This is a genomic window from Deltaproteobacteria bacterium, assembly GCA_009930495.1.
Classification (GTDB): domain Bacteria; phylum Desulfobacterota; class Desulfovibrionia; order Desulfovibrionales; family Desulfomicrobiaceae; genus Desulfomicrobium.
This window is the reverse complement of record RZYB01000179.1, coordinates 1-4,837: the sequence shown is the minus strand read 5'-3', so window position 1 is coordinate 4,837 and position 4,837 is coordinate 1. Positions and strand designations below refer to the sequence as shown.

Sequence of the window (4,837 nt, the reverse complement as noted above, 5' to 3'; positions counted from 1 at the left end):
CGCGGATGTCGTCGTGGGACAGGAGTTCGCCCTCGATGACGGCGGCCAGATTCAGGGCCAGGGCTTTTTGGCGCTTGGGAAAGATGCCCTGGATGGTCAGGCTGCCGACCTGGACCGGTACTCGCGGATGGAAAAGCATCTTGATGGCGATGAAATTGGTGATCCAGCCGATGAAGGCGCAGATGACGGTGGAAAAGAACAGTTTGAGCAGCATGGCGGATTCCGTCTATTCCTGGGCCGAGGCCGGGTTCTGTTGGTCCACGGTGCGCGGGATGTCGTTGCGCATCACGGTCTTGAGCTGACTGGTGAAGGTGGCCAGGCCCTGGACCTGGATGCCGTCGAGCATTTCAGCCTCGGATTCGATGGCCGAACAGGCCTTGGCGCTGGCCCAGATCAGGTGAATGCCCGCAGTCTGTTTGCCTTTGGCGGTTTGCAGCTCGATGGTGGCCAGGGCGTTGGAGCGGCGGATCTGTTTCCTGACCTGGGGCGGCAGGGCCGGAACCTTGAGCAGGTCTTCCTTGCCCAGAAAAAGATAGGTCAGGGTCATACTCGGGCTGGACAGGGCCTGGTTGCGAAAACCCGTATCCACCTTCACGCCTTGTTCCTGGGCGGATTGGATCATGTGGTACAGGTCGCCGGCGATGCTTTGGGCGTAATTCTTGTCTGACATGGGATACCTCGCGTTTGATGGGGCCGGGCGGTGGTGCTCCGGCGCCCGGCACGTGTACACGCTCGATTTCGGTCAGGCAAGATTTCGGGCGGATCGGATTTCCGGCCGCTGGGCCGCGCGTTTACTGCACCACCCACACCGTGCAGTCCTTGGCCAGATGGGTGACCTTGGTGGTCACGCTGCCAAACAGGAATTCCTCGGCCCTGGACACGCCACGTCGGCCGATGACCAGGGTGCCGAAGCCGCCGCTTTGTTGAAACTGGAGGATGTCCCGGGCGATGGACGTGCCCAGGCTGCAAAATTCCGCCGACTGGTGCACCGGCGACTGGCAATGCGGAATATAGGCCACGTTGACGGATGCTTGCGGCAGGCCGGTGGCAGCCAGTTTTTGCCGCGATTCCTCCAAAAAGGCGCGGATGTGTTCTTCCTGGGCCACGCCGGCCTTGATCCATTCCGCGTCCGACGGGAAAAAATCCCGGTTCGGCGGCCGCTCGATGTACAGCACGGTCACGTCAAAGGTGGTGGTATCGGTCAGAAGCTGGGCCACGTAGTCCACGGCGCGGGCCGCGTTGTCCGAGGCGTCCACGGCAATGAGGATTTTTTTCGGATTCATGTTCGCTCCTTGGGTTTATCCGCGACGGATCAGGTCGGCGCAGGGCTGCAATTCTTCCAGTAATTCGCCCACCGTGGCATAAAAAACCTCTGTCGCGGCGGAAAAATGCATGAGCACGTTGTTCAATGCCATGGGGACATACGGGTAGACCTTGCGCAGATTGGCCAGACGGTTTTTGAAGAGCATGGAAAAATCCGCCGCCTCGAAGGTCACGTCGTTTTTGCCGTCAAACTCGGGCCGGACCATGTTGAAGGTGGTGCAGAATTTTTTGCCGCACACAAACAAAAGCAGGTTGCCCAGGCCGAAGATGTCCAGCCCGAACGGGCTTTCGTGGAATTCATAGGTGTAGTCGAAGTCGATCCAGACATAGTTGCCCGTGCCGTGCTCCAGCCAGAGGTGGTCGCGGCGGATGTCGCCGTGGTTTTCGCCGTGCAGGTGCAAAAACTCGATGGCTCCGCAGGCCGCGCAGAATTTGTCGAGAATGTCCGGCAACAGTTCGAAGAAATAGGTTTTGTGGTCCGCTTCCAGGCGGTCGATGGCCAGGGACAGCAGATCTCCCTGGACGACATCCAGAACGCGCACGGTGTTGCCGGCGTCGTCGTCCCGTGAATAGCCCTGCATGAACCGGCCATCGCCCCGGACCAGATCCAGGATGCGTGCCTCCTTGCGCGGGCTACGGTAACATTCGATCTCCATGCTGCCCAGCGACACGGGAAAACGCTCGTAAAACACCAGTTTCAGGATTTTACGCTCGCCTGTTTCCAGCTCGCGGCAACGCTTGACCCAGTATTTGGGATCTTCGACGCCGAAGCTGCGCTCCTTTTCATCCCGCAGGACCAGAAAATGCCTGCCGTCCAGGGCGATGACGTCGCCGTACTGAATGTTCATGAACTCCGACGTGTCCGTGAGCAGGCGGCCAATCCGCTTGCGGGGGATTTCCGGAGCATGGCGGGCGAGAAGTTCATAGATATCGGTCATGAGCGCCTCCCGGATATGCCTCAGGCATGATTGCGCAGTTTCAGTTCAAGAGGATGCGGCCGCAGATAGGTCTGATCTTGAAGATAGAACTGCTCGAATTTGTTCATATAATGGGTTAAAAGGGTGATCGGGACAATAAGCGGCAACACTCCCTGCGCGTAATTTCCTATAATTTCGAGCAACTCCTGTTTTTCATCGGGCACGAGCTCGTTTTTGAAATACCCCATGATGTGTTGCAGCACGTTGCGGTGTTTGGGCGGGGTGGCCTTCATGCGCATGCAGTTCATGAGCGCTTCGTGGTAGCTCTTGAACAGCTGGTCCCTGGGCATGGTTTTGCCCTGGGCCACCAGCCGGCCCATGGCGCGATACATGTCCGGGCTGTGGGCCAGCAGCTGGAGTTTGTGCCGGGTGTGGAAGGTGATCAGGTTGCCGAGCGTTTGCCCGCTTTTGAGCATGTCGCGGTAGCGGCGGAGCACGAAAATGCGGTCGATGAAGTTTTCGCGCAGACCGGGGTCGTGCAGGCGTCCTTCTTCCTCGACGGGCAGAAGGGGGAAATGCCGCATGAACATGCGCGCGAAAATGCCCACGGATTGGCCGATCAGGTTGCCGGTTTCGGAATACACCTTGACCCGCTCCATGCCGCTGGACGGCGACTTGCTCTTGAAGATGAAGCCGCACAGGCCTTCATGCTCCAGTTCGGCCAGGCGGATTTTGCCCCAGTCCTGCATGCGTTTGGTGTGGTCGATGCCTGTTTTTTGCGTCAACAGGCGGGGATTGTCCGCGTTGCCGACCAGACGCAGGGCCTCGCGCGGAATGGGCAGGCCGCATTCCACCTCCGGACACACGGGAACGTATTCCACGTATTCGCCCAGGGTCTTGGTCAGAAAGGGATCGTGCTTGTGACCGCCGTCGTAACGAACCTTGTCTCCCAGCAGGCAGCGGCTGATGCCCAGACGAATGGGACGGTTCATACAAATATCTCCTTTGCGTTGTCCGCTACCGCGCGCAACCGCCAGCAGTGGAATGTTTTAGCACTTCCTTGTATTTTCGGATTTACTCCTTTCTGTCCAGCGTCGCGCCGCGAATGTGGTCGGAGTGTCACCCCTGGGTGACGCGGGTCACTTCTTGAAAATTGCGGACCAGGGCGAAGGTGTCCACGCGCAGTTCCATGACCGCGTTGTCCATGGATGCGGCGAAGGCCCGCAGATCGGGATGTTTGGTCGAATACAGGGTCACTGCTTCGTGCCGGCGTTCGTTTTCCAGTTCCGTGGCAAAGGCCGTGGCCGTCACGGCCTGGGCCTGGCTGACATCCTCTGGGCGGTTGCTGACCGTGGTCACCAGAAAGGACACGTTGGGATTGTTCGTCATGTTGTCGTATTTGGTCGATTGCCTGGGCGTGACCACGATCAGGTTGCGCAGGTCCGGCGTGGCGGCGAAGGCCATCTGGCTGCACAGGGGAATTTCCATGAAGCATGTGCCCAGAACCCCGGAGCGCTGTGTGTGCAGGATGTTTTCGAGAATCTGGTGGATGGCGGGGTCCGAGGCCGTCGCGGCCGAGAAACGCGGTACCATGGTCAGAGTCGACATTGTGGGGCCTCCTTGGCTGGAGTGTGTGGAGGAATGACCGCCGTGGCGCCTGTGTGGCGGGCCATGGCCGTCAGCATGCCGCGAAAGAGCGGGGCGTGCACCGGTGCCAGGATGTACCAGTAGACGATACCCCAAAGGCCGCGCGGGCGGAAGCGGGCGCGCAGGGTGATTTCGGTTTGTCCGGGGGACGGTTCGCGCAGATCGAAGCGGAGCAGGGCCTCGCCGGGGGTTTTCATTTCCGCCAGCAGCACCAGGCGTTGTCGTTCTTCCACGCCCAACACCCGCCAGAAATCCAGGGCGTCGCCGACACGGAGCTGGCGCGGGTGACGCCGTCCCCGGCGCAGTCCGGCACCGCCGACAAGTTTGTCCAGAAAACCGCGCAGCCGCCACAGCCAATTCCAGTGCAGCCAGCCCTGATCGCCGCCCAGAGACGTGACAATGTCCCAGACCTGGGCCACGGGCGCGGCCACGGTCATGGCGTGGGCCGATTCCAGAATTGTGCCGCCGGCATAGGGCGCGTCGCCGCATGCGATCCATTCCGGCACGCGCGGCATGCCCGCGTCGGTCCAGCTGGTTTCCACGGCGTGATGGGCGGTGCGATCCAGGGCGCGGGCAATGGCTTCCTCGGCCGTGAGCAGGCGGGTCGGAATCAGGTCGCGGATGGCGTTGTCGCGGCAGACCACCGTGTTGCGCAGCCCTTCGGCCAGGGGCTTGGCCAGGGTCGCGGGCACGGGGGTGACAAGCTGAATCCAGTGGGCCGACAGACGCGGCGTCAGGACGGGAACGGGAATGATGACGCGCCGCCGCAGCCCGGCCACGCGGGCGTGGATGTCGAACAGATCGCGGTAGCTCAAAATATCCGGGCCGCCGATGTCCAGGGTCCGTCCGATGGTGGCCGGCTGGTCCAGGCAGCCGACAAGGTAGTCGATGACGTTGGTCACGGCGATGGGCTGGCACAGGGATTTGACCCAGGCCGGCGTGATCATGAT

General features: G+C 60.9%; 7 protein-coding genes. All 7 read right to left on the bottom strand.

What is annotated here, in order from left to right; all coding sequences use genetic code 11:
- The coding region (locus tag EOL86_11985) for a DUF445 family protein (GenBank protein ID NCD26293.1) at positions 1-214 on the bottom strand (214 nt) is incomplete at its 3' end.
- Positions 215-226: 12 nt separating this feature from the next.
- Positions 227-670, bottom strand: a complete 444-nt coding sequence (locus EOL86_11980) for a hypothetical protein (protein NCD26292.1) — start codon at positions 668-670, stop codon at positions 227-229.
- Positions 671-791: 121 nt separating this feature from the next.
- The gene (locus EOL86_11975; protein NCD26291.1) at positions 792-1,283 is read right to left on the bottom strand and encodes a universal stress protein; all 492 of its coding nucleotides are present in this window, start codon (positions 1,281-1,283) and stop codon (positions 792-794) included.
- A gap of 15 nt (positions 1,284-1,298) precedes the next feature.
- Complete coding sequence (locus EOL86_11970; protein NCD26290.1) at positions 1,299-2,261, bottom strand: serine/threonine protein kinase; 963 nt, start codon at positions 2,259-2,261, stop codon at positions 1,299-1,301.
- A 20-nt stretch (positions 2,262-2,281) separates the two neighbouring features.
- Complete coding sequence (locus tag EOL86_11965) at positions 2,282-3,232, bottom strand: DUF1722 domain-containing protein (GenBank protein ID NCD26289.1); 951 nt, start codon at positions 3,230-3,232, stop codon at positions 2,282-2,284.
- Between the two features lie 127 nt (positions 3,233-3,359).
- Positions 3,360-3,848, bottom strand: a complete 489-nt coding sequence (locus EOL86_11960; protein ID NCD26288.1) for a hypothetical protein — start codon at positions 3,846-3,848, stop codon at positions 3,360-3,362.
- A partial coding sequence (locus EOL86_11955) for an SDR family oxidoreductase (GenBank protein NCD26287.1) occupies positions 3,836-4,837 on the bottom strand: 1,002 nt, incomplete at its 5' end. The genes EOL86_11955 and EOL86_11960, both read right to left, overlap by 13 nt.